Source organism: Devosia sp. MDV22-iso42 (assembly GCF_058629155.1).
In genome coordinates this window covers 98,846-119,799 of the sequence record NZ_JBZVWR010000015.1, presented here as the reverse complement: position 1 = coordinate 119,799, position 20,954 = coordinate 98,846, and the positions used below count along the sequence as shown (strand labels likewise).

Annotated in this window: 23 protein-coding genes; 16 read left to right on the top strand and 7 right to left on the bottom strand. The window is 63.2% G+C overall.

The genetic code is table 11. The annotated features are described in order from the left end of the window. Positions 1 to 111 precede the first annotated feature (111 nt). Positions 112 to 831, bottom strand: coding sequence for an SDR family NAD(P)-dependent oxidoreductase (locus tag AC4NN3_RS18425; protein ID WP_491928549.1), 720 nt, complete (start codon positions 829 to 831; stop codon positions 112 to 114). Positions 832 to 924: 93 nt separating this feature from the next. On the opposite strand from AC4NN3_RS18425, the gene AC4NN3_RS18420 reads away from it, so the two are divergent. After that, the gene (locus tag AC4NN3_RS18420; RefSeq protein ID WP_491928548.1) at positions 925 to 1,293 is read left to right on the top strand and encodes a winged helix-turn-helix transcriptional regulator; all 369 of its coding nucleotides are present in this window, start codon (positions 925 to 927) and stop codon (positions 1,291 to 1,293) included. Positions 1,294 to 1,548: 255 nt separating this feature from the next. Continuing rightward, positions 1,549 to 2,013 carry a DUF3788 domain-containing protein gene (locus AC4NN3_RS18415; RefSeq protein WP_491928565.1) on the top strand — a complete coding sequence of 155 codons (465 nt, stop codon included), beginning with the start codon at positions 1,549 to 1,551 and terminating at the stop codon, positions 2,011 to 2,013. A 189-nt stretch (positions 2,014 to 2,202) separates the two neighbouring features. Here AC4NN3_RS18415 and AC4NN3_RS18410 read toward each other — a convergent pair whose 3' ends face one another. Continuing rightward, positions 2,203 to 2,817, bottom strand: coding sequence for an acyl-CoA-like ligand-binding transcription factor (locus AC4NN3_RS18410; RefSeq protein WP_491928547.1), 615 nt, complete (start codon positions 2,815 to 2,817; stop codon positions 2,203 to 2,205). Positions 2,818 to 2,822: 5 nt separating this feature from the next. Beyond that, positions 2,823 to 3,212 carry a putative quinol monooxygenase gene (locus tag AC4NN3_RS18405; protein ID WP_491928546.1) on the bottom strand — a complete coding sequence of 130 codons (390 nt, stop codon included), beginning with the start codon at positions 3,210 to 3,212 and terminating at the stop codon, positions 2,823 to 2,825. A 745-nt stretch (positions 3,213 to 3,957) separates the two neighbouring features. On the opposite strand from AC4NN3_RS18405, the gene AC4NN3_RS18400 reads away from it, so the two are divergent. The 10 genes from AC4NN3_RS18400 to AC4NN3_RS18355 all read left to right on the top strand — a co-directional run bounded on the left by AC4NN3_RS18400 (position 3,958) and on the right by AC4NN3_RS18355 (position 13,803). After that, positions 3,958 to 4,863 (top strand): Bug family tripartite tricarboxylate transporter substrate binding protein, encoded by a 906-nt coding sequence (locus tag AC4NN3_RS18400; protein ID WP_491928545.1) that lies wholly within the window; start codon positions 3,958 to 3,960, stop codon positions 4,861 to 4,863. A 276-nt stretch (positions 4,864 to 5,139) separates the two neighbouring features. Continuing rightward, entirely contained in the window at positions 5,140 to 5,655 is a 516-nt protein-coding gene (locus AC4NN3_RS18395; RefSeq protein WP_491928544.1) for a tripartite tricarboxylate transporter TctB family protein, read from the top strand. An 8-nt stretch (positions 5,656 to 5,663) separates the two neighbouring features. Next, positions 5,664 to 7,172, top strand: a complete 1,509-nt coding sequence (locus AC4NN3_RS18390) for a tripartite tricarboxylate transporter permease (RefSeq protein WP_491928543.1) — start codon at positions 5,664 to 5,666, stop codon at positions 7,170 to 7,172. 133 nt (positions 7,173 to 7,305) lie between these two features. Further along, the gene (locus tag AC4NN3_RS18385; protein ID WP_491928542.1) at positions 7,306 to 8,610 is read left to right on the top strand and encodes an MFS transporter; all 1,305 of its coding nucleotides are present in this window, start codon (positions 7,306 to 7,308) and stop codon (positions 8,608 to 8,610) included. Between the two features lie 206 nt (positions 8,611 to 8,816). Next, positions 8,817 to 9,605 (top strand): helix-turn-helix domain-containing protein, encoded by a 789-nt coding sequence (locus AC4NN3_RS18380; protein ID WP_491928541.1) that lies wholly within the window; start codon positions 8,817 to 8,819, stop codon positions 9,603 to 9,605. 91 nt (positions 9,606 to 9,696) lie between these two features. Further along, a complete protein-coding gene (locus tag AC4NN3_RS18375) occupies positions 9,697 to 10,584 on the top strand; it encodes a beta-keto acid cleavage family enzyme (RefSeq protein WP_491928540.1) in 888 nt (295 codons plus the stop codon). Continuing rightward, positions 10,581 to 11,051, top strand: a complete 471-nt coding sequence (locus tag AC4NN3_RS18370; protein WP_491928539.1) for a PaaI family thioesterase — start codon at positions 10,581 to 10,583, stop codon at positions 11,049 to 11,051. Before AC4NN3_RS18375 ends, AC4NN3_RS18370 begins: the two co-directional genes overlap by 4 nt. Positions 11,052 to 11,160: 109 nt before the next feature. Next, positions 11,161 to 11,928, top strand: coding sequence for an HpcH/HpaI aldolase family protein (locus tag AC4NN3_RS18365; protein WP_491928538.1), 768 nt, complete (start codon positions 11,161 to 11,163; stop codon positions 11,926 to 11,928). Between the two features lie 23 nt (positions 11,929 to 11,951). Continuing rightward, positions 11,952 to 12,869, top strand: coding sequence for a cupin domain-containing protein (locus AC4NN3_RS18360; protein ID WP_491928537.1), 918 nt, complete (start codon positions 11,952 to 11,954; stop codon positions 12,867 to 12,869). A gap of 25 nt (positions 12,870 to 12,894) precedes the next feature. Continuing rightward, on the top strand, positions 12,895 to 13,803 hold the full coding sequence (locus AC4NN3_RS18355) for a DUF6282 family protein (protein ID WP_491928536.1): 909 nt from the start codon (positions 12,895 to 12,897) through the stop codon (positions 13,801 to 13,803). Between the two features lie 86 nt (positions 13,804 to 13,889). Here the strand turns inward: AC4NN3_RS18355 and AC4NN3_RS18350 are convergent, their stop codons facing one another. Genes AC4NN3_RS18350 through AC4NN3_RS18340 form a run of 3 tightly spaced genes read right to left on the bottom strand, consistent with a single transcriptional unit; the run spans position 13,890 to position 16,437 of the window. Next, the gene (locus tag AC4NN3_RS18350; RefSeq protein WP_491928535.1) at positions 13,890 to 15,065 is read right to left on the bottom strand and encodes an acetyl-CoA C-acetyltransferase; all 1,176 of its coding nucleotides are present in this window, start codon (positions 15,063 to 15,065) and stop codon (positions 13,890 to 13,892) included. Continuing rightward, complete coding sequence (locus AC4NN3_RS18345; RefSeq protein WP_491928534.1) at positions 15,062 to 15,721, bottom strand: 3-oxoacid CoA-transferase subunit B; 660 nt, start codon at positions 15,719 to 15,721, stop codon at positions 15,062 to 15,064. The genes AC4NN3_RS18350 and AC4NN3_RS18345 overlap by 4 nt, the downstream gene beginning before the upstream one ends. Beyond that, positions 15,721 to 16,437, bottom strand: coding sequence for a CoA transferase subunit A (locus AC4NN3_RS18340; RefSeq protein WP_491928564.1), 717 nt, complete (start codon positions 16,435 to 16,437; stop codon positions 15,721 to 15,723). The genes AC4NN3_RS18345 and AC4NN3_RS18340 overlap by 1 nt, the downstream gene beginning before the upstream one ends. 112 nt (positions 16,438 to 16,549) lie before the next feature. Here AC4NN3_RS18340 and AC4NN3_RS18335 point away from each other — a divergent pair, with 112 nt between their 5' ends. Next, positions 16,550 to 17,140 carry a LuxR C-terminal-related transcriptional regulator gene (locus tag AC4NN3_RS18335; RefSeq protein WP_491928533.1) on the top strand — a complete coding sequence of 197 codons (591 nt, stop codon included), beginning with the start codon at positions 16,550 to 16,552 and terminating at the stop codon, positions 17,138 to 17,140. A 139-nt stretch (positions 17,141 to 17,279) separates the two neighbouring features. Here the strand turns inward: AC4NN3_RS18335 and gst are convergent, their stop codons facing one another. Further along, on the bottom strand, positions 17,280 to 17,993 hold the full coding sequence (gene gst, locus AC4NN3_RS18330) for a glutathione transferase, Atu5508 family (RefSeq protein ID WP_491928532.1): 714 nt from the start codon (positions 17,991 to 17,993) through the stop codon (positions 17,280 to 17,282). 279 nt (positions 17,994 to 18,272) lie between these two features. Between gst and AC4NN3_RS18325 the strand changes: the two genes are divergently transcribed. Genes AC4NN3_RS18325 through AC4NN3_RS18315 form a run of 3 tightly spaced genes read left to right on the top strand, consistent with a single transcriptional unit; the run spans position 18,273 to position 20,880 of the window. Continuing rightward, positions 18,273 to 18,641 (top strand): hypothetical protein, encoded by a 369-nt coding sequence (locus AC4NN3_RS18325; RefSeq protein ID WP_491928531.1) that lies wholly within the window; start codon positions 18,273 to 18,275, stop codon positions 18,639 to 18,641. Positions 18,642 to 18,699: 58 nt separating this feature from the next. Further along, the gene (locus AC4NN3_RS18320; protein WP_491928530.1) at positions 18,700 to 19,227 is read left to right on the top strand and encodes a YcnI family copper-binding membrane protein; all 528 of its coding nucleotides are present in this window, start codon (positions 18,700 to 18,702) and stop codon (positions 19,225 to 19,227) included. Between the two features lie 51 nt (positions 19,228 to 19,278). Beyond that, positions 19,279 to 20,880 (top strand): copper resistance CopC/CopD family protein, encoded by a 1,602-nt coding sequence (locus tag AC4NN3_RS18315; RefSeq protein WP_491928529.1) that lies wholly within the window; start codon positions 19,279 to 19,281, stop codon positions 20,878 to 20,880. The last annotated feature ends 74 nt before the right edge of the window (positions 20,881 to 20,954 follow it).

Here is a 20,954-nt window from a genome sequence, read left to right as displayed (position 1 = left end):
AACGTTGGTTCCGATGGTCTGCCGTGCCAATTCATGCGACCGGCTGTACCGCTGGAACTGGTCCTTTGGTGAAGTCAGTGACGTTTCCGGATGGACCTTTGGTCCCGCCGGTCAGAGTCTTCCCACTATCCGGTCGATGGTCTTTGGGGCGACGCGCAGCAGCATCGGCAGCAGCTTGGTATTGCCCGGCAGCGCCAGGGGGCGACGCTGCGCCAACGCCTTCAAGGTCACCTCCGCCACCGCTGCCGGTGTCATCTTCCTGCCCCCGCGCTGGTCATTCATCTGGGTGTCAACCATTGGCGGCAACACTTCCAGGACATGGGTTGCGGTGGGAGCGAGTTGACGGCGCAGCCCCTCCGCGAAGGCGTGCAATCCGGCTTTGACAGCGCCGTAGGTCGGCGCCCGTGTGGGAGAAACCAGCGCAAGCCCTGACGTGACAAAGACCAGCGCGTCCAGTTTCCGCCAGCGCTGGAGCACCTCACCTGTCAAATGAATGGGGGCGGTTAGATTGAGAGCGACCTCCTGTTCGAGGTCAGCGATGCTGTCCGTACCGTCAAGAAAGTTGCGCTCGATGAATGTGCCGGCATTGTTCACCAGGATGTCCAGCCGGCCGAACCGATCGGTCACCGCATCCAGCATGGCCTGCCTTGTCGTGGCGTCGGTGACATCCGCCTTGATGGCCAGAGCATCAGGATATTGGCGGGAGAAGGCATTCAGGGGCGCATCCGATCGCCCGCAGACGGCTACGGCGGCGCCCTGCGCCATGAAGGCCTTGGCCAGCCCCAGGCCGATGCCCTGGGTGCCACCGGTAATCAAGACAACTTGTTGCATCATGCCACTCCACGCTTACCAAAAGGCAGGTAGTTCCTTTTGGTAAGCGCCTATATGGTATGGAGCGGCCAGGCGTGCCAAGGAGGCACTATTTTGCAACAAGCTAACATTCCTGATACAGCCGATTGCCGGCCGCTGAGCGAGGCGCTGGCCAAGATTGGCGACAAATGGACCATCCTGATCGCCATGCAGCTGGAGACCGGACCCAAGCGTTTCAGCGCGCTGCAGCGCGGCGTTGAGGGTATCTCGCAGCGCATGCTGGCGCTGACGCTGTGCGGCCTCGAGCGCGACGGCCTGGTCAGGCGTACCGTCTATCCGACCAAGCCACCCAGCGTTGAATATGCATTGACCGACCTTGGCAGTGAAATGGTCGTTCCGGTCAGAGCCTTGGGCACCTGGGTCACCAATAACCTCAACCGCATCGAAAATGCCCGGCGCGCTTTCGACGCTGCAGCAGATTAGCCGGCGCGCTCGCAGGACAGCAATCGCAGCTTGAGTGCAGTGGTTGGCAAGCTTGGGATATGGCCGTGGTTTTCGCAGCGGATGACTGCGGCATTTCCCCGCCAGGCTCCTGCGTAAATGTCTCGGATCGGATTTGTACCTTGGATTGACATCTTGTTTCGGCCAGTCATGACCGTCACTGTGAATGACGGCTTTGCCGCCTATCCAGCCCCTCTCGCATCTGCAAAAGTGGTCCGACAACGGGAAATGTGCGGCATGGATCAGTCACCAAGTGCGGGGGGGCGCCTGACGGACAAGGCAACAGTGCCGGACGATATGCTGCTTCGTCATTGGCTCGGACCGGACGCCTTCGCGCGATGGTCTGTGCTGCGGGACTGGATTGCTGCAGCATACCCGCACGTGTTCACCCCTGATTGGCTATATGGCGGGAAGAAACACGGCTGGTCCCTGCGCTACAAGAAGTCCAGGGCGTTCTGCACCTTGGTACCAGAGTACTGCGCCTTTTCTGCTGTCGTTGTATTGGGCGGGGCTGAACGCGAAAAGGTGGAAGCCCGACGAAATGTTCTGACCCCGCGACTGATGACGCAATACGACGCGGCCGAGACCTATCACGATGGCAAGTGGCTGAAGCTCGGCATTTCTTCGCTGGACGACCTGAAGGACGTAACCGATCTTCTCACGTTGAAACGACCCCCAAGCTTTTCCGCCCCATTGGGGTGACCGGCAGCTCGCACGCATAGCTGCCGCTGGACGCCATCAATGCGTGCGAGCAAGTCGTTGGTGAGGCCTCGGAAACTCTTCGCGCCGGCGGTCGAATTTCCGGCCAGTCGGTCGACCGCAAGGCCACCCCCTGCGGCTAGGGCGCCCGGATGAGCTGCTACTGGGGCGGAGCCTCGGATCCGCCCTTCGCTATGCAGGCGGCACGATCAGTGGCACCCGCCGCATGGCGTCTGACAGCGTCTCGCGCAAGGTGGTTCTGGACCCGGACCTGAGCCAGAACTCCAGCGCGGCGTGCGCCGTGGCCAGCACCAGCGCTGCGGTCAGCCCTGGCACAATATCGCAGGCCACGGTGCTGCCGGTTCGCTCGGCGATGGCGTCGGCCAACCTCGTCTGCACGGCCCGGTCCGCCTTGTATTCCTCGGTTGCGAGGCCCGGTTCGTCCCGGAGCAGCCGCATGCGCTCGATCCAGCTGCGGTCAGGCTCCTCGGGGTAAAGGGCCAGAAGCGCCGCCGTCAGCGCGGACCACAGTTCTTCATTGTCCGGCCGCGCCTCGAAGGCGGCGACAAAACTATCGGCCCGGTTATGGGCAAGGTCGACGATAGCCGCAGCCTTGGTGGGAAAGTAATTTCTGAAGGTCCGCAGCGAGACATTGGCCGCTTGGGCAATCTCCTCCACCGTCACCTGCTCGATACCGCGCTCCAGCGCCAGACGCAGGGCGACCGCGCTCAGTGTCGCGCGCGTCGCCTGCTTCTTGCGTTCCCGCAAGCCGAGGGCTTCGGCGGTCTGGGGAGGCGAAGTCGACATCTGGCCTAGTCTTCCAACTGCTTGAGGATCGAAAGCTTTGGCGGCCCCTTGAGCGTCCGCGTGGCATGCTCGAGCCCGCCTTCCTGGCCATCGGCGTCGTTCATATGCTGCTGAAAGGCCTCTTCGCTTTCCCATTCCTGCATGCTGTGAAACACGCCTGGCCGCTGTGTATCCTCGAACACGACAGCGCTGAGCATGCCGGGCTTATGGGATGTCTTGATGGTGTTGTGGAACATTTCCCGGGTCTCGTCGATCTGCCCGGGGGCAGCTTCAATCTCTATCCATACGAAAACTTTGGGCACAGCGGCCTCCGATTCTGCGAAAACACCTGGCGTCGTCATCAGCGACACTGCGAGAGCGACCGAGGCGATGTGGTTGCGGCGATTCCAGTCCATTGTTTGGCTACTCCATCGTTCGGACAGGGGGGAGGCCCGCCGATAGATAATGCTCATATGGTAAAAATGCACAAAAGGCAATATTGCATAATGGGCAAGTTGATGGCTATGCCGGGACGCCAACCGCATGATTGGTAGGCTCTCCTGGACGATATCGAGGCTGTGTTTGAGGCGGCGCTCACCCGATAGCGCCAACGGGCAATCGCGCAAGACCGGTCGTTACGATCGAGATAGGCCGCTCGGAGCTTCTCGTCGTCCCCACGCTCTGACGCGGTCCTGCTCTGCAATTGGTGGTCAATTCTGGAGCGCGGATTGGGCCACCTGACCTGACGGTTTTCGATGACTTTGACGCCCATGACTTGGCCATATGCGTGAACATGATGCCCGGTGGACTGGCCCAAGAGACACCTGCAATGATGCTGGCTTCGTCCGGCCTTATGCTGCGGTGGCCCATGGAATTTTGAGGCGACGTTCAGGTACTTTGGCGAGTGCCCTCCGTCGGGCACCCATGGAACCATCTGCATCGTGTTCCGCAATGACCGTCGCATTTGGCTCGAAAGTATTTCAAGGAATGAAACACGCGTTCGCGTGACGTGTGTTGGGCAGGCAAATTGACGGTAACTAGACACGGTCGGGACAAGGCGCATCGGCGCCGCCCGACTTGGGAGGGAAAATGCACAAGACACTCATATCTATTGGCATGTCATTGCTGGCCTTCGCGGGGATGGGCCCGACGAGCACAGCCATGGCCGCCGACTGGCCGAACGACAAGCCCATCACCCTGGTTCATGGCTTTGCCGCCGGAAGCGATTATCTGGCGCGGCTGCTGGCGGCGGCACTTGAGGAAGGCCTGGGGCAGACCGTCATCGTCGAGAACAAGCCGGGCGCCGGTGGTGCTATCGGTACCGGTTATGTGGCGCGTCAGCCGCCGGACGGCTACACGCTGGTAACCGCATATCCTGGGCCGGCCGCCAACTTCACCAATACGATGCCGTCGCTGCCCTATGATCCCCTGGAGGACTTCGAGCATATCGGCCAGTTTTCCGTGGGCGACATGGTGCTGGTCGCGCGCAAGGACTTTCCCGCTGCCACGCTCGAAGAGCTTATCGCCTATGCGCAGGCCAATCCAGGCCAGGTGAGCGCGGGCAATAATGGCATTGGCACCTACGGCCACATGATCGAACTGGCGCTGATGGACCGCGCCGGCATCGACCTCAAGCTCGTCACCTACAAGGGAAGCCCGGCGATCGCCACCGACATGCTGTCGGGCAGTATCGATCTGTCGATCGACTATCTTGGCGACACCTATATCAAGCAGATCGAGGCCGGCAATTTGAAGCCGATCGCCGTGGTGTCATCGGCCCGCGCCGCAATCCTGCCCGAGACGCCGACATTCCAGGAAGCCGGGATCGATCTGGTGGCCGTGTCGTGGGGAGGGATCATGGCACCCAAGGGCACACCGCCCGAGATCGTCGCCAAGATTAATGAGGTGATGCGCGCCTATCTTGAATCGCCAGAGGGGACAGAGAAATTCCGCCTGGCGGGCCAGACTGTGGCACCCACAACGCCCGAGGAATTTCACCAGATTGTGGTCGATGAGGAGGCGCTCTGGCGCGATATCATCGCCAAATACAATATCCGCAGCGAATAGGCTCTCTGGCACGGGGGCGACTTCGGTCGCCCCTGGTGGCTCCCTTCGACACTTGGGCAAGCGATCGGCCTGAAGCGCGTTGCACCAGGTGGCGTGGATCGAGGGCATGGTCCTCGCCGGCCATCCTGGTGCAGGGATGCAGGGTGCGCTGTCCATACCCCGCCAAGGCCCTCAATGTCCTGTTCCAACGGCAGAGGCCCATGACAGAGTGCGCCGACATGGGCTGGACCGTTATGCCTGGGCGGAAGCGGCGGGCCAGGCCAGCAAATTGAGCCGGTGCACCCGTCGATCGACAAGGAAGATTGTATGATGAACCAGACGCGCCAGCGCCGCCCACGCTCCTTCAGCCGCCGGAACATTACCTTTGCCGCGATCTTCATCTGTTTCAGTCTGGCGACCGGGATATATGCCTATCGCACCCTCAATATTGGCACACCGGCGGAGATGGGGGCGGGTTTCTTCCCTGTCATGCTATCGGCTATCCTTGGCCTGCTGAGCCTGGCAGTAGCCTTCACGCCCTTGTCATCCACCGCCGCACCGCTGCAGTTCGCGTCCGTCAAGTCGTCCTTACTGATCATGGGCGCGCCGCTGATCTTTGCCCTGACCATCCGGTCGCTCGGTCTCGTCATCGCGGTGGCGCTCACCATCTTTATTTCCAGCTTTGCGAGCCGCTTCGCCACCCTGCGCCAGTCGCTGCTGCTCTCAGCCGGATTCACTGCGTTCTGCATCGTGGTCTTCCACTTCCTCCTGCACCTGCCGATCCCCCTGTGGGGCGATCTGATTACCGGTTAGGGTCTGCCATGGACATTTTCGCCAATCTTGCGCTGGGTTTCGGAGCGGTGCTCGAACCCTCCAACCTGATGTTCTGTTTTCTCGGTTGCCTCCTGGGAACCGCCGTCGGCGTGCTGCCGGGCATCGGGCCCATGGGCACCATCGCTATTCTGTTGCCGGTGACCTTCGGCTTTTCACCCGAGGCCTCGATGATCATGTTGGCCGGGATCTATTACGGCGCTCAATATGGCGGCTCAACCACTGCCATCCTGATCAATCTGCCGGGTGAGGCGACCTCGGCGGTCACGGCAATCGATGGTTATCAGATGGCCCGGCAGGGCCGGGCAGGCGCGGCCCTGGCCATTGCCGCTCTCGGTTCATTCTTCGCCGGCTGCTTTGCGACTCTGGTCATTGCACTTTTTGCCGTACCCCTGACGTCGCTGGCACTCAAATTCGGCCCTTCTGACTATTTTGCCCTGATGGTGCTCGGCGTCGTCGCGTCAATCGCGCTGGCGCACGGCTCGGTGCTGAAGGGACTTGTGATGATCGTTCTGGGCCTTCTGCTCGGCTGCGTTGGCACCGACGTTTATACCGGCAGCATGCGCCTGACGCTGGGAACGCTCGACCTGGCTGACGGCATTCCCATCATCGCCTTCGGTTCGGGCGTCTACGCCATCGCAGAGATCCTGCGCGGGCTTGAAGTGGAAAAGGAGCAGGAACGGGATTTGCTGACCACCAAGGTGACCGGCCTGATGCCCTCGATGGCCGACTTGAAGGAATCAGCCGGTCCGATCATGCGCGGCACATTGCTGGGCTCGATTCTGGGCATTCTGCCGGGCGGCGGCGCGATGCTTTCGGCTTTCACCTCCTATGCGCTGGAGAAGAAGATATCCCGCCACCCCGAACGCTTCGGTCACGGCGCGATAGCAGGCGTTGCCGGCCCCGAATCGGCCAACAATGCCGGCGCGCAAAGTTCGTTCATTCCCATGCTGACGCTCGGCATTCCGTCCAATGCCATCATGGCGCTGATGATCGGCGCGCTGATGCTGCAGGGTGTGGCGCCAGGTCCCAATCTGGTCAATGAACAACCCACCTTGTTCTGGGGCGTCATTGCCTCAATGTGGATCGGCAATCTGATGCTGGTGATCCTTAACCTCCCACTGGTCGGGCTCTGGGTGAAATTGCTGTCGGTTCGCAACCACATGCTGTTTCCCGCGATCATCGGGTTCTCGGCCATCGGTGTTTACAGCGTGGGCAACAATCCTTTCGATCTGGTGGTGATGGCCGTGTTCGGCGTGGTGGGCTATGGCCTGACCAAGCTCGACTGCGAGCCTGCGCCCTTGCTGCTCGGTTTCGTGCTCGGCCCCATGCTGGAAGAATACCTCCGTCGCGCCATGCTGCTGGCCGATGGCAATCCGCTCAGCTTCATCCAGCGCCCCATCACCGCCGGCCTGCTGCTCGTCGCCGCAGTGACCCTAATTGCCGTATTGTTCCCGGCCATCCGCAACAGTCGCCGTGAAGTGTTCGTCGAGGACTGAGAGGGCGGCGCCATGGTCGCCCCCGACTGCCGAATGCCGTTTCATCTGACGAAATCCAGTGAAGGCTCAAATGGACTGGCGGGGTCTCTCCGCCTAGTTCTCAGCGGCGGTCGAACCCTTTACGAGCCGCGTTTTGGGCGGCCCCACCCGCCCCGTTTCACAGGTGATGCTTGCCGGAAGCCGGACCCGAACCTCTCTGTTGGCGGCTGCCATGAGCGTCGGCAAGCCCCCGCGCTACAACCCCCTGCAGGCGCTGAGAGATGTGCATTATCGCCGCTTTGCAGTCGGCAGCATCATTTCCGTCCTCGGCATGTGGGTGCAGAAGATCGGCGTTGCCTGGCTGGCCTGGGAACTGACCAGGTCCCCCCTTTGGCTGGGATTGATCGCCGCCGCCGATATGCTGCCGGCGATCTTTCTCAGCAGTTTTGCCGGCTCGATGGCGGACGCGCGGGACAAGATCAAGCTTTTGCGCTGGGCCCAATCGGTGGCGATCGCTCAATCACTGACACTGGCGGTGCTGTGCTGGCTGGGGCTTGCCAGTGTCGAGGTCCTAATGGGCCTTACCCTGGTGCTGGGCATATCCAGCAGCCTCGAACAGCCGGCCCGGCTATCGCTGATCCGGGAAATCGTCCCGCCGGACTATCTGCACGCCGCCGTGGCGGTAAACGCGCTGAGCTTCAATCTCGCCCGTTTCGTCGGCCCGGTCATTGCCGGTTTCCTGATTAGCCAGGTCAATGTCGGTGTCACCTTCGCCGTAAGCGCGGTGGCCATGGCGTGCTTTTCCTATGCCCTTGCATTGATCCGCGTGCAGACGAAAGCTGGTCGGCGGGCCGACATGCTGCCCGCTTCAAAGGTCGCCGACGGATTTCGCTATGTCTTCGGCAACAAGGGGCTTTTCGCCGCCCTTGGACTGATGGCGGCTTCAGGCATGAGCGTTGGCGGCGTCCTGCAGCTCTTGCCTGCCGTGTCCGATAACCTCTTCTCCCGCGGCATCGACGGCTTCGTCCAGCTCACCGCCGCCTCGGCGCTGGGTTCGGTGGTGTCGGGCACGATAACACTGTTGCGCCCGCCCGAGAGGCCGAGTGCGGCCCGGATTGCTCTTGCGGCTTTATGCTCGGCAGCGTCTCTTGCCGTCCTCGGGCTGGCACCCAGATTCGAGATCGGGCTCATCGCCATCTTCTGCATGTCCTTTGCCAACATGTATGCCGGTATAGCGGGGCAGGCGCTGCTGCAACTGGAGAGCGAACCGGGCAAGCTCGGCCGGGTCATGGGCATCTACAGCATGATCATCCGCGGTGGTCCGGCGGTGGGTAGTTTCGTCGTCGGTGCCACGGCATCCCTGGTGGGCATGGTGGTGCCGGTTGTTGCGGTTGCCACCCTGGCGGCCTGCTACGCTTCCATCATCGCCCTGACCTTTGGCAGACGTCGGCATGTGTGAATCCATTTCACACAATGAAATGAAGGTCAGAACGCGCTGGCTCCCTCGAGTGGCCGGAAGTAGCCTGCCTCCAGACATCGGTAGCCAAACTGGTGCGGAGGAGTTGCCCGATGTTGGAAAGTGCGCTGAAGGAGAGACCCGTCAGCTCGGCCGAATTGCCGAAATACAACGACCTTCACTGCAGGGCCAATTCTTTGCGAGGCAGCGTGGACGACCACAAGGCATCCTACGCTCCCGTCGAATCCGCGCGCCGTGTGCTCCTGCTGCTACAGACCCTCAACACCCAGCGCATCGCCACTGTCGGCACGCTGCACCAGGCGACGGGCCTTTCCAAGTCCACCATCGTCCGGATGCTCGAGACGCTGATCAGCGAGGGCTATGTGGTGCGCGACAATTTTGTCGGCGGCTATAGCGTCACCTCCAAGGTGGTATCGCTGGCATCTGGATTTAGTGGCACGCCGCTGCTGATCGAGGCGGCGCGGCCCAGGGCCGTGGCGCTGACCAACCAGATAAAGTGGCCTGTCAGCCTGGGCACCTTGCGCGAAGGCCACGTCTTCGTCAGCTTTACCACGGCGCCGATCAGTCCCTGGGCCTATCCGTTTCCGGTGCTGCATCAGTTTCTCGACTTGGAATTGACGGCGATGGGCCAGTGCTACCTCGCCTTTTGCGACGATGAGGAGCGCGCTCTGCTGATAAACGCAGTGGCCCAGCAGCGCCGGGACCAGGGGCGGCCGATCGATGTCGGCAGGCTCATGCGCGACTTGGAGACGATCCGGGAACGCGGCTATGCCCGCGTCGGTGGCGGACGCCGAACATTCGAATTCGTCGCCGTGCCCATCATCGACCAGCAACGCTGCTCGGCTTGCCTGGGCGTGGGTTTCTACCGGACGGCGGTACCGTCGGAACGCATCCTCCAAAGCGTCGTCCAGCCCATGCTTGCTGCTGCGACCACTATCGAGGTCGACATGCACAACCTGCATGGTCCCCGCTACTAATACGGATCGAACAAATCCCGCCGGCCACGCTCGCATCGTTTGGGCGCGGCTTGGCTATGGCCAATCAAACAGCAAAGCAGATGAGGATCGAATGAAGCGCAGAGTGATACTGACATGTGCGGTTACGGGAAGCGCCGCCTTGTCCAAGAACAGCCGATACGTGCCCATCACGCCCGAGCAAATCGCCAATGAGGCGATCGGTGCTGCCCGTGCGGGCGCTGCCTCGGTGCACATCCATGTCCGTGACCCCGAGACGGGAGCACCGTCCTCCAAGCTCGAACTCTATGACGAGGTCATGCAGCGCATTCGGGCCGCCGATACGGGCGTGATCATCAACCTCACTGCTGGGGTCGGTGCGAGCTTTGATCCGCCACTGGACGAGTCAGGCACGGCGAGCCAGACGGTCCAGCCGCCCCATGTCCGCACCGATCATGTCTCACGGCTTCGGCCAGATATCTGCACGCTGGATGTGGCGACGATGAACATAGGCGAGCGGGCCATAGTCAATACCCGGCCGCATCTCATTGCCATGTCGCAGGCTATCCAGGCCGCTGGCGTCAAGCCCGAGCTCGAGGTCTTCGATATCGGCCATGTCGGCGTCGCCGTTCGCTTGCTCGAAGAGGGGCATCTCCCCAAGCCGCCATTTTTCCAGTTCTGCCTCGGCATAGCCGGTGGCGCTCCCGCCACCACCGAGGCAATGCTGCTGATGCGTTCGCTCGTGCCGGCCGGTACGCTCTGGTCGGCCTTCGGTATTTCCCGGTTCCAGATGCCCATGGTTGCCCAGTCTGTCATCCTGGGCGGCCATTGCCGCGTGGGACTGGAGGACAACCTGTTTCTCGATCGCGGCGTTCTCGCGAAAGGCAATGTGCCGCTGGTCGAACGCGCGGTCGAAATCATCCGGGCACTGGGCGCCGAGCCTGCCACGCCGGATGAAGCGCGCGAAATGCTCTCGCTCGAGACTGCCAGGGCGGCCGCATGACACTGTCCGACAGCAATCAGACGGCGCCAGACGCTTTCGATCCGGCGCGGGCCGGCTGGACCCAGCGCCGGTCCAACCCCTTTTTCGACGTCATTGCGCCGTTCTGGCAGAAGCAGGAGGCGGACGGCTTCATCTTCGGCATGCTGTGTACGCCCAATACGCTGAACAATGCCGGCAATATGCATGGCGGCGCCCTGACCGCCTTCTGCGATCAGGCCCTGGGCGGCACGCTGATCGAAACCATCCGGTTGGCCGATGGCCCGCAGGCGCCGCCGGCCAGGTCGGTGACGGTTCAGCTCAACGTGCAGTTCCTTGCCGCGGTAAAACCGCTCGATTTCATGATCGGCCGTTGCCGGATTACCCGGCGCACGCGCTCGCTGGTGTTTCTCGACGGCCTGGTGGAGGTGAACGGGGCTGCGGTGGCGTCGGTCCAGGCCGTGTTCAAGCTGGTGAAACCGGCGGCCTGATCGCGGCGCGGCAGTATTTCACGCGGTGAAATGGACGGCAGACGATACTGGCCGGGTTACCGCCAACCACGCAGACTGACCAGAACAAGACGACCCGCGGGAGGGGAATATGTTACCGACGGAGTTTGCAACCCGGTTCAAGGCCGGCCATCAACTGCTGGGTGCCTTCGTCAAGACACCCACCAGCCACGCCGCAGAGATCCTGGGCGGCGCGCATTTCGACTTCGTTGTTATCGACGAGGAGCATGCGCCCATCGATCGCGCCGCCACCGACCAGATCCTGCTGGGGTGTCGCGCCAGCAATATCGCCGGCCTGGTGCGGGTGCAGTCCTCGGCGCCCAGCAATATCCAGTCGGTGCTCGATTGTGGCGCCAATGGCGTGCTGGTGCCACATGTGGCATCGGCCGAAATTGCCCGCAACGTGGTCAATGCCAGCCGCTATCGTGGCGGCGCCCGCGGATTTTCCAATTCACCTCGGGCCGGGGGATATGGCGCCACCGGCATGTGGCCGCATATCGAGGCACAGGACCGCGACATTGCCGTGCTTGCCATGATCGAGGACCGCGAGGCCATCGCCGTCATCGATGACATTCTGGCGGTGGCCGGACTCGACGGTATCTTCATCGGCCGAGGCGATCTGACCGTCTCGCTCGGGGCGCAACACGTCGGCGAACCTGTGGTCAGGGACGCCGTCAGCCGCATCATGGCGGCAGCCGGCAAGGCCGGCAAACCCGTCTGCGTCATGGTCGGTACGATTGACGATATCGCACCTTTCCGCAGCCAGGGAGCGAGCGCTTTCATCGTCTCGTCCGATCAAGGGCTGCTGCGCACCAGCGCCGCCCGCATCCGCGCTGACTTCAGCGCCGCAGCCAACTGAACCTGCCGACCGAGGAAACCACCATGTACGCAGCTACCGATCCACGCGCGAGCCTCAACACTGCCAGCGCGGTCGCCACTGCCGCCGCGCCGACGGCCTATAAGGGCGCGGAATATGCCCGCTTCTACGATGCTCCGGCCCAGGAGATCGTTGATGGCAGCGCCACCTATTACGCGCGGGGCCAAAACCTCGTGGTGGCCCATACGATGGGCAAGGCCGGTCTGGTGCTCAGCCGGGACAAGCAGGACGACGAGTATATCGTTCTGCTGCCCAACCCGAATACGCCCGTGGAAATCCGTTGGGGTGGAGAAACCATCTCTGTCGACGGCTATTGCATTGTCGTGGTGCCGCCTGGCCCCAGCGAGGTTCGCCTCAAGGGCGATGGCGAAGTGATCCGGCTGATAACCACGCGCGCCACTGACCTGGTCGCCAAGTGCTCCAATGCTGCTTCCTATGCGGAGCGCGACCCCAATGTGCCGCCCTTTGTGGCATGGCCCGATCCGGTCGGCGGCCACAAGCTCCGCAACTATAGCCTGGACGTCGCCGCCCAACCCGGGCGTTTCGGGCGGATCTTTCGCTGCTCGACCATCATGATCAACTTTCTGGGCGGCAGCGGTGCGCGCGACATCACCAAGATGTCGCCCCACTTTCATCAGGATTTCGAGCAGTATTCGCTCTGCCTGGCCGGCTCCTTCATCCACTATCTACGCTGGCCCTGGATTGCCGATTTCAACCAGTGGCGGCCCGACGATGCCGAGCTTTGCGCCGCCCCTTCCGTCGCCGTCATCCCGCCACCCGCCATCCACACATCGCGGTCCATGGACCCCGTGAAGAACCTGCTGGTGGACATTTTCAGCCCGCCCCGTGCCGATTTCTCCGCCAAGCCGGGCTGGGTGCTCAATGCCGCCGACTATCCGGTGCCGGACGGGACCGCATCATGAATCTGCTTTTCGGGAGTGCCAACAATTGACCCAGACCAACGTAGCCGAACGCAATGCCGAAGTCTCCGAACTGCTTGTCGGCGCCGTCGACCTGCATTGCCATAGCGGTCCAGCCGTCTTTCCGCGCCTGCTCAACCATTACGAGGCCATGGTCGAGGCCGCGGCTGTCGGGTTTGCCGCCGTGGTCTACAAGGACCATTTCTATCCTGGCATGGCCCATGCCCAGCTGCTCGAAACGCTCTATCCCGACACCGGTGTAAGGCTCTATTCCGGCGTCGCGCTCAACAATGCCAGTGGCGGCATCAATCCGCACGCCGTCGATCATGCGGTCAAGCTGGGCGGCAAGATTGTCTGGATGCCGACCTTCGCGGCGGCCAATCATATCGACAAGAGTGCCAGCGAAACCAAGAACTATCCCAAGAGCGCCAACCCCATGCTGCCGCCTATTCCATTGTCGGTGCTGGATGAGAACGGCAAGCTGACCAAAGAGACCAATGAAGTTCTCGACGTCATTGCTGCTGGCGACATTATCCTGGCCGGCGGACACTTGTCCGTGGATGAATTGAAGGTGCTTTTCCCCGAAGCCAAGCGGCGCGGCATCAGGAAGATGATGGTCAATCATCCAACCTATGTCATCGGCTGCAGTGACGACGATATCCGCGAGCTGACGCGACTCGGCGTCTATATGGAACACTCCATCTGCATGTTCATCCCGAACCAGCGTGGCCCGGCCAAGTGGAATGCCTCGGACCTGACACGGCTCGTGGACGTAGCTGGCGTTGACATGACCATACTGGGATCGGACCTGGGTCTGGTGAACATGCCGCGCCCGGTCGAGGGATATCAGGCCATCGTCAGTGACCTGCTCGAATTGCAGCTACCCAAGGCCGACATCACCAAACTGGTTTCATCCAACGCTGCCAGTCTGCTGTAACGGTTGTGGCGGTGGCGGCCATGGGTGCCGCCACCATTATAGCAGGTGGCAGCACTGAGTTCTGGCTGGGTAATGCGCGGCGTGGTCTAAGGCCGCTCGACGCAGAGCGCTACGCCCATGCCGCCCCCGATGCACAGCGTTGCCAGGCCCTTGCGGCGATCACTGCGCGCCAGTTCGTGCAGCAGGGTGACAAGGATACGCGCGCCCGATGCGCCGATGGGATGACCGATGGCAATGGCGCCGCCATTGACGTTGACCCTTGCAGGGTCCCAACCCATCGCCTGATTGACCGCGCAGGCCTGGGCGGCAAAGGCCTCATTGGCTTCGATCAGATCAAGATCGGCGACGCTCCAGCCCGCCCTTGCCAGCGCCTTGGTCGATGCCGGGATCGGCCCGGTCCCCATGATCGCCGGATCGACACCTGCCGTGGCCCATCCGGCAATCCGGGCCAGCGGCGTCAGCCCCCGCCGCACCGCCTCATCGGCATGCATCAGCACGAGCGCAGCCGCCCCATCATTGATGCCCGAGGCATTGCCGGCGGTGACCGTACCCTCCTTGTCAAAGGCCGGACGGAGCCTGGCCAGCGCCTCGGCACTGCTATCGGCGCGAATATACTCGTCACTGTCGACAACCACATCGCCCTTGCGCGTCTTGACCGTCACCGGGACGATCTCGGCCCTGAACCGTCCACCCTGCTGCGCCGCCGCCGCCTTCTGCTGCGAGGCCAGGGCAAAACTGTCCTGTGCCGCCCGGTCGATGCCGAACTGCCGCGCCACATTCTCGGCCGTGATACCCATATGAAAGCCGCCAAAGGCGTCGATCAGCCCGTCCACCATCATGGTATCGACCAGTGTGATCGGTCCCGTCTTTGCCGGCGCCCGCAACTGCTGGCAATGCGGCGCCAGCGACATCGATTCCTGCCCGCCCGCGACGATGATCTGCGCATCGCCGGCGGCGATCTGCTGCATGCCCAGCGCCACCGCCCGCAGGCCCGAGCCGCAGACCTGGTTGAGGCTCCAGGCCGTGGCCCCCTGCGGCACGCCGGCCCGCATTGCCGCCTGGCGGGCCGGGTTCTGCCCCGCCCCGGCGGTGAGCACCTGCCCCAGGATCACCTCGTCCACGGCCCCGGGTTCTACGCCAGCGCGCTGCAAAGCTGCCGCGATCGCTATGGCGCCCAGTTCATGCGCCGGCACGCTGGCGAGCCTGCCCATGAAGGCCCCGACAGCCGTGCGCGCCGCCCCGACAATGACGATATCGCTCATGCTGGCTCCTTCAGGTTCTGCCCAATGCTGAACCGCGCCTCGGTCTTGGCCGTGATTTCGGCCACCGTGACCCCGTCCGCCAGTTCGATCAGCACCATGGCTGGCGCGCCCCGCCGCTCCAGGGTGAAGACGCCAAGGTCGGTGATCACCAGGTCCGCCACGCGCTGCCCCGTCAGCGGCAGGGTGCAGGCCTTGAGCAGCTTGGGCTCGCCCCTGGCTTCATGTTCCATCACCACCACCACGCGCTTGACGCCGGCCACCAGGTCCATGGCGCCGCCCATGCCCTTGACCATCTTGCCCGGGATCATCCAGTTGGCCAGGTCGCCATTTTCGGCAACCTGCATGGCGCCCAGGATCGACAGGTCGATATGCCCGCCCCGGATCATGCCGAAGCTGTCGGCACTGGAGAAGAAGCTCGTCATCGGCAGCTCAGTCACGGTCTGCTTGCCGGCATTGATCAGGTCGGCATCCTCTTCGCCCTCGACGGGAAACGGCCCCATGCCCAGCATGCCATTCTCGCTCTGCAGCCGCACGTCAATGCCGGCGGGGATGTAGTTGGCCACCAGCGTCGGAATGCCGATTCCCAGATTGACGTAAAAGCCGTCCTGCAGTTCGTGCGCGGCGCGTGCCGCCATCTGTTCTCGTGTCCAGGCCATCACACTGCCTCCATCTGGGCGCGCGGCCGCACCGTGCGCTGCTCGATATGCTTGACCGGGTTGGGCACATGCACCAGCCGCGACACGAAGATCCCGGGCGTGTGGATCTGGTCGGGCTCGATCTCGCCCAACGCGACCAGGTGCTCGACCTCGGCGATGGTCACCTTGCCGGCCGTCGCCATCATCGGATTGAAGTTCCGCGCTGTCTTGCGGTAGACCAGATTGCCCTCGGCATCGCCCTTCCAGGCATGCACGATGGCCAGGTCGGCCACCAGCCCGCGCTCCATCACATAGTCCTCGTCATCGAAACGGCGCACCTCCTTGCCCTCGGCAATGACGGTGCCCACGCCGGTCTTGGTGAAAAATGCCGGAATGCCGGCGCCCCCGGCCCGGATGCGTTCGGCCAGCGTGCCCTGGGGGGTGAATTCGAGCGACAGTTCGCCCGACAGGTATTGCTGGGCAAACAGCTTGTTCTCGCCCACATAGGACGAGATCATCTTGGCGATCTGCCGGGTTTCCAGCAGCGTCCCCAACCCGATGCCGTCGACCCCGGCATTGTTGGAAATCACCGTCAGACCCTTGACGCCCGACAGCCTGATCGCGTCGATCAGCGCCTCGGGAATGCCGCATAGTCCAAAGCCGCCCGACATGATCACCATGCCATCCGCCAGCAGTCCGGCCATGGCCGTCACCGCGTCCGCATAGACCTTTTGCAAAGCCATCTCCTCGCCGTCTTGTTGATTATCGGCCAAGCCGCTCCCCGCGGCACGCCCATGACCAGAAGGTTAGGACTTGTCCGGTCAGGCCGGTTAGTCGTATTTATACCCTATGCCGCCAGCTCAGTCAGACAGTGCCACCGTTCCGCGCCTGCGCTTCACCCTGGGCGAAATTCCCGTCCCCATGGTATTTGCCACCCATCGTATCATCCGCGACTGCAATGCCGAGTTTGCTGCCCTTTTCGGCTATGGGCGCGAGGATCTCAGCGACACCAGCTTCTCCCGGCTCTATCCAGCCATCGCCGATTTCGTACGCACCGGCGAGATGTGGCGGGATAACCTGCCCGGCGTCGCGGTCTATCACGACGAGCGCATCATGGCGGGTGCGGATGGGCAGCGTTTCTGGTGCCGCGTCACCGGCCGCTCAAGCAATGCCGCCGATCCCTTCGCCGCCGCCATCTACTGCTTCGAGCCGATGAGCCGGCCCGTCACCGATACCGCCTTCACGCTGACCGGCCGGCAGCGCCAGATCCTCATCCTCGTCGCCCAAGGCAAGACCAATGCGGCGATCGCCGATGAACTGGGGCTGTCCCGCCGGACCATCGAGGCCCATCGCCTGCGTCTGGCGCGATCGGTAGGCGTCACCAACACCGCCGAATTGATCGCCTGGTTTGTCAGCCAGCCCGGCGGGCCGTCACAGTGAGCCCCGGGCATAGGGAACTCTTGGACGGTCCCCATCTGTGTGCCCTTGCCCGCCGCTGGACCATAGCGCTTCATGCTACGCCAAGCCCTGGGCAGCCAGCGACCCGCGGGCAGCGGCCATTGCAGAGGTCTGCCCGGACCTAGTCGCCGCCTCCCTCGTTCAATACCGAAGCCATGGACTGGCCGATCTGGCCTCCGGCATAGGCATCGCCATAGTCACGGCGGGTTTTGTCAGTCAGCGCTGCCAGGCTGGGCAGGGCGTATAGACGGCGCGACAGGGCCAGGGTGTGTGGTGCGGTCTCGGCGAGCAGCGCCGCCAGCCTGCTGAACCGGTCGGCAATGGTGGTCCACAGCGTCGCCGTGACGATGTCGGCAATGCCGGGCCTGCCCCCGCCCAGCAGATAGCCGCCCGCTGCCGTCAAGCCGTTCCGCCGGCCAAGCTCCTCCCAGATTGTCATCCACTTGCGCAAGCGCGGTATCGATTGCTGCCAGCGCTCCTCGGTCCACATGTCGCGACCGCCATTGAGGCTCAACTCGTCGATCACGTCGTTGGCGTCATTGACCACCTTCATGCTCAGGGCACGCAATCCGGCCCTGGCGGGCAGCAGATCCAGTGTCTCGCCGAGATAGAGCATGATGGCCGGCATCTGCGAAAGCGCCAGGCCGGCCGCCTTGTCGATCAGCACGGGCGGCCCCATGAACGGCACCGGCATCTCGGCCACCGGCCGCTCCATCAGCCTGGCAATTTCGCTGTCGCCGGCTTCGCTCCAGTCCTTGCCGGCAAAGGCCAGGACGGCACGCACGAATTGGCCGCGAAACGGCACGGACCAGTAGAGCAGGTCATATTGGGCCATGAGCATTCTCCTTTGGGTTCCCAGCAGAACCATTGGGCGGGCATGCCGTTCCCCTGCGGCTGCGCCATGTAATGGCACGGGCGCCGCCAACACCCTGACATCGATCAAATCAAGCATCCAGATCTCGACGCACCTGACGGTCGAGCAATGCAGGATCTACGCGGACCGCTGGACCAGGCGCGGCCTGCATCCCACTGCGGCAATTCGGTCCTTGTCGTTCATATGCCGGCAAGGTATCTGCCAATCTGAGGCGGGCACATGGCATTTCGACGGCGCAGCATGACCAGGGAGTTGGGTACGGCTTTTGCCGTATTGGCCATCTATGTCCTGACGCTGCTCCTGCCGTTGCATCAAGCCGCCGGCCTGCAGCGCGATCTCGACAAGCTGGGCTTTGAGACGCTGACCGCGTGGTCCGTCTGTGCGCCCCTGGTCCAGGACGAGGATGGCAACCCCAAGACCTCAACGATCGTCAAATGTCCCGCCACCGGTTTCGGCAAGCAGGATTTTGCCGCCATTGCCCCAGCTCCGGTACGGATCATCGTGCCGACGCCAGCCATCCCGATGGCGTGGGCTGTTGCCACAATCGGCCTTAAGCCATCAATCCCCGAGCATTTCGGGCAATCGCGCGCCCCTCCAGTCGCGGTCTGAACCCTTAACGGTGGCCATCGGCCGCCTTTCAGACCTGCTCTATTGACTGGAGATCGTCATGATCCGCACTGTTTCTCGCCTTGCTATCGCTGTTGCAACCCTGACTGCCCTGGCTGTTCCCGCATTCGCCCATGCCACGCTCGAAGTGCAAGAAGCGGTCATCGGCGCCAGCTACAAGGCCGTATTGCGCGTGCCCCATGGCTGCGGCACCGAAGCCACCCACACCGTTCGCATCCTGATCCCCGAGGGCTTCTTTGCCGTCAAGCCTATGCCCAAGGCCGGCTGGGACCTGGACATCGTGACCGGTCCCTATGAGAACACCTATCTCAATCACGGCACCGAGGTGACCGAAGGCGTCAAGGAAATCGTCTGGTCGGGCGGCAACCTGCCCAACGAGTTCTACGACGAATTCGTCTTCCGCGGCACCTTTGCCGATACGCTTGAGCCCGGCACCTTCTACTTCCCCTCCATCCAGGAATGCGCCACCGGCGAGGAAGCCTGGATCGACACCACCGGCGCCGAAGGCGTCGACATGCCGGCCCCCAGCCTTGAACTGATGCCGGCCGGCGAGAGCCACGGCCACTAAGTGACATCGGGCGCGGGAGCCGATCCCGCGCCCCTTCCACTGGGATATGCCATGTCATCCATGATCATGCGCCTCGGCGGATTGCTGCTGGCTGTGTTGCTGTCGCTCGCGACCACCAACGCGGCCCTCGCCCATGCCCAGTTGCTCTCGACCAACCCGCTGGCCAATGCCACTGCGGCGTCGGCGCCGGGCCAGCTTGAACTGGCCTTCAACGAACCCGTCAGCGCCCTCTCCATCAGCCTGATTCGGCCTGATGGGAGCGCCCTCGACCTGCTCGACCAGACCAGCAGCGGCCAGACGATGACGGTGCTACTGCCATCCGGTCTGGCTGAGGGCACCCATGTGCTGAGCTGGCGGGCGGTCTCGGTGGATTCCCATCCCGTCGCGGGATCGCTCGTCTTCTCGATCGGCGCCGCCGGCGGCTCGGCCGCGGCGGACCTGCCTACATCCAGCCGCGTCACCGCCCTGGCGCTCTGGGCGGCCAAGGGTCTGCTGTTTGCAACGCTCTTGTTTGGCACCGGCGGGGCGATCTTTGCGTTGGCCGCGCCCTTGCCACGACAAGGCCGTCAGCTGTCGATGATCCTGTCGGGGCTGGGCCTGCTGGTTGCCCCGCTCAGCCTTGGCCTGCAGGGACTCGATGCGCTAGGCTTGGCGCCCGACGCGCTGGTAACGGCCCGGCCCTGGATGGCCGGTTATGCCACCAGCTATGGCAGTACGGTCATGGCCGTCTCGCTGGCTCTGGCCCTGGCATGGGTGACCCTGCTGTGGCCGAGGGCGCGGGCCGCTGGCTGGTTGGCCTGGGCACTGGCTGCCGTGGCCTTGGCTCTGAGTGGCCATGCCGGTGCCGCTGAGCCGCAATGGTTGACCCGGACTGCAGTCACGCTGCATCTGGCCGGCATCCTGTTCTGGATCGGCGCCCTCCTGCCGCTCTGGTTCTGGCTGCGTCAGCCTGACGACCGCGCTGACCTTGCTTTGGTGCAGTTTTCCCGTTTCATCCCCTTTGCCGTCGCCCCCGTCATCGTCTCCGGCGTCACCCTGGCCATCATCCAGCTCGGGCCCCCCGGTTCGGCCTGGCTGGCGTCCTACGGGCTGATCCTGGCGGCCAAGCTGATCCTGCTGGCGCTGCTGTTTGCCCTGGCTCTGATCAACCGTATCAGGCTGACCGCCCGGGCCCTGAGGGGTCAGGCCGCGGCGCGCCTGCGACTGCGACAGTCGATCGCCGCCGAAATCGGCCTCGTTCTGCTCATTCTGGCGCTGGTCTCCGGCTGGCGGTTTACCCCGCCGCCACGGGCGCTGTCCCAGGTGGCCCAGGCATCGGCGATCAGCGCCCCGCTCTTTGCCCATGCCATGGATGATGTCGCCATGGCCGACATCACCATCACGCCCGGCCGTGCCGGTCCGGTGGTGATGGACTTGTTCCTGACCGACATGGCCGGCGTGGCACTCGAGCCGCTTGCTGCCCGTGTGACGCTCAGTTCGCCCAGCCTGGGCATTGAGCCGATCGCGGCCGAGGCCCGGCGGATCGACGGGATCTGGCGCATCGATCCGCTGACCATTCCGGTCGCCGGGACCTGGCTGGTCGATATCGAACTGCGTCTCAACCGCTTCGGTCTGTCGCGCCTGCAAACCGAAATCGACATTCCGCCACCCTGAAACGGGGCTGGCATAGACGTGCAAGCCTCTCTCGTGGCTCCCTTTTCGCCTGGGCTTTCGTCCTGGTTGCCGCC

Coding starts and splice junctions, on each gene's coding strand:
- AC4NN3_RS18360 (WP_491928537.1), top strand. CDS start 11,952: ATGTACGCAGCTACCGATCCACGCGCGAGCCTCAACACTGCCAGCGCG.
- AC4NN3_RS18415 (WP_491928565.1), top strand. CDS start 1,549: ATGGATCAGTCACCAAGTGCGGGGGGGCGCCTGACGGACAAGGCAACA.
- AC4NN3_RS18390 (WP_491928543.1), top strand. CDS start 5,664: ATGGACATTTTCGCCAATCTTGCGCTGGGTTTCGGAGCGGTGCTCGAA.
- AC4NN3_RS18400 (WP_491928545.1), top strand. CDS start 3,958: ATGGCCGCCGACTGGCCGAACGACAAGCCCATCACCCTGGTTCATGGC.
- AC4NN3_RS18405 (WP_491928546.1), bottom strand. CDS start 3,212: ATGGACTGGAATCGCCGCAACCACATCGCCTCGGTCGCTCTCGCAGTG.
- AC4NN3_RS18365 (WP_491928538.1), top strand. CDS start 11,161: ATGTTACCGACGGAGTTTGCAACCCGGTTCAAGGCCGGCCATCAACTG.
- AC4NN3_RS18320 (WP_491928530.1), top strand. CDS start 18,700: ATGATCCGCACTGTTTCTCGCCTTGCTATCGCTGTTGCAACCCTGACT.
- AC4NN3_RS18410 (WP_491928547.1), bottom strand. CDS start 2,817: ATGTCGACTTCGCCTCCCCAGACCGCCGAAGCCCTCGGCTTGCGGGAA.
- gst (WP_491928532.1), bottom strand. CDS start 17,993: ATGGCCCAATATGACCTGCTCTACTGGTCCGTGCCGTTTCGCGGCCAA.
- AC4NN3_RS18350 (WP_491928535.1), bottom strand. CDS start 15,065: ATGAGCGATATCGTCATTGTCGGGGCGGCGCGCACGGCTGTCGGGGCC.
- AC4NN3_RS18375 (WP_491928540.1), top strand. CDS start 9,697: ATGAAGCGCAGAGTGATACTGACATGTGCGGTTACGGGAAGCGCCGCC.
- AC4NN3_RS18425 (WP_491928549.1), bottom strand. CDS start 831: ATGCAACAAGTTGTCTTGATTACCGGTGGCACCCAGGGCATCGGCCTG.
- AC4NN3_RS18325 (WP_491928531.1), top strand. CDS start 18,273: ATGACCAGGGAGTTGGGTACGGCTTTTGCCGTATTGGCCATCTATGTC.
- AC4NN3_RS18370 (WP_491928539.1), top strand. CDS start 10,581: ATGACACTGTCCGACAGCAATCAGACGGCGCCAGACGCTTTCGATCCG.
- AC4NN3_RS18315 (WP_491928529.1), top strand. CDS start 19,279: ATGTCATCCATGATCATGCGCCTCGGCGGATTGCTGCTGGCTGTGTTG.
- AC4NN3_RS18345 (WP_491928534.1), bottom strand. CDS start 15,721: ATGGCCTGGACACGAGAACAGATGGCGGCACGCGCCGCGCACGAACTG.
- AC4NN3_RS18335 (WP_491928533.1), top strand. CDS start 16,550: ATGCCGCCAGCTCAGTCAGACAGTGCCACCGTTCCGCGCCTGCGCTTC.